Source organism: Paracoccus sp. P2, from assembly GCF_046335115.1.
In the GTDB taxonomy this organism is placed as follows: Bacteria; Pseudomonadota; Alphaproteobacteria; order Rhodobacterales; family Rhodobacteraceae; genus Paracoccus; species Paracoccus pantotrophus.
Genome location: NZ_JBGOSN010000144.1, coordinates 1 through 1,308, shown reverse-complemented (window position 1 = coordinate 1,308; position 1,308 = coordinate 1). Strand labels below are relative to the sequence as shown.

2 protein-coding genes are annotated in these 1,308 nt (G+C 59.8%); one reads left to right on the top strand and one right to left on the bottom strand.

Going from position 1 to position 1,308, the window contains the following annotated elements:
• Positions 1-86: 86 nt before the first annotated feature.
• Complete coding sequence (locus ACDP63_RS24840; RefSeq protein WP_409928854.1) at positions 87-566, bottom strand: molybdopterin-dependent oxidoreductase; 480 nt, start codon at positions 564-566, stop codon at positions 87-89.
• Positions 567-825: 259 nt separating this feature from the next.
• Between ACDP63_RS24840 and ACDP63_RS24835 the strand changes: the two genes are divergently transcribed.
• Positions 826-1,308: hypothetical protein (locus tag ACDP63_RS24835; protein WP_409928853.1), on the top strand; the 483-nt coding region annotated here is incomplete at its 3' end.

Below are 1,308 nucleotides of genomic sequence, written 5' to 3'. Positions count from 1 at the left end.
CTGCCACGCAGCCAGCGCCAACAGGCCCAGGCAGATCGCCACCAGCCCACCAAGCCACAGATAGCGGGCCCGCCCGCCTGTGCCGGTCATTGCACATGCAGCGAGACAAGCTGCCAGACCCATCGCATGTCATACCGTATATCGGCCAGAACGCCGTGATTGTCGCGCGGATAGACGATCCAAACTGGACCCTTGTCACGCGGGGTCAGAGGCACGTCATCCATGTAAAGCGCGGCCAGAACATCAAACCGGTGAAAATCCTCGACAGGGATATCGACGACATAGTCGTTCAACGCTGTCGCACGCACACTACTTCCCTCGGCCCCGGCATGGGCGAGGATGTCTCGCATCAGCACACCGCGGAACTCCGGCCTGCCATCTGTGACGCTGGTCGATGTCGAAAACTCATGCCAGTCCATCGTATCGAAATCCGCGCGCGTCATCTCCACCCTGCCGTCCGTGACCGCGCCGGTCAGGGTCAGCAGGACGTCCTCGGCGGCCACTGGAACGGCCATGAACAAAAGTGCCGTCATCAACGCGGTTTGAGCGGTGTACCGCAATCTCATCGCCACAATCCAAAATAAAAGCCCGGTTCCAGCCTGAACTCTATCACAAGAGGCTGCATGTTCCCCGTTCAAACGAACGGGGCGGCCAGTCTTGAGCAGAACTAAACTCGGAATCAAACAGCAGGAGGATCTACTCTNTAAAAGCCCGGTTCCAGCCTGAACTCTATCACAAGAGGCTGCATGTTCCCCGTTCAAACGAACGGGGCGGCCAGTCTTGAGCAGAACTAAACTCGGAATCAAACAGCAGGAGGATCTACTCTTGACCATCTTCTCGACCATGCGAAGGGCGGGCATAGCTGTTCTGGCCTGTCTGCTGGCGCTGCCGGTGCTGGCTGATGAGCCTGGAGGGCTGGTTACCGGCAGTTTTGGCGATCAGCCGCTGGAGCTGACTGTTGCCCCCGAATTGTCCGGCGCGACGATCATCGGCAACTATGCCGATGCTTCCTTGCTTGCCGCGCAGATGGAGGGCGATCAGGGGCCGGTCAATCTGGAACTGACGATCAATGGCGAATTGCCCGCGCCCGGCGAAATGGCGCTGACGATCACCTTCGCGCGCGACATGGGGCGGAACTGGACTGGCGATCAGGACAGCCTGACACTGACCCTGGAGGAATTCACGCCGGGCGACGGGATCGTCGTCTTGAAGGGTACGCTCACCGGGCAAGTCAGCCTTCGCCCCGCAAACGAAACTCGTTGCGCTCTCATCCCGACATCCCCCGGATGCAACAACGGGCAAGTCAGC

What these genes read in the sequence shown, in the direction of transcription:
- ACDP63_RS24840 (WP_409928854.1), bottom strand. Translation starts at nt 566, where the DNA reads ATGAGATTGCGGTACACCGCTCAAACCGCGTTGATGACGGCACTTTTG.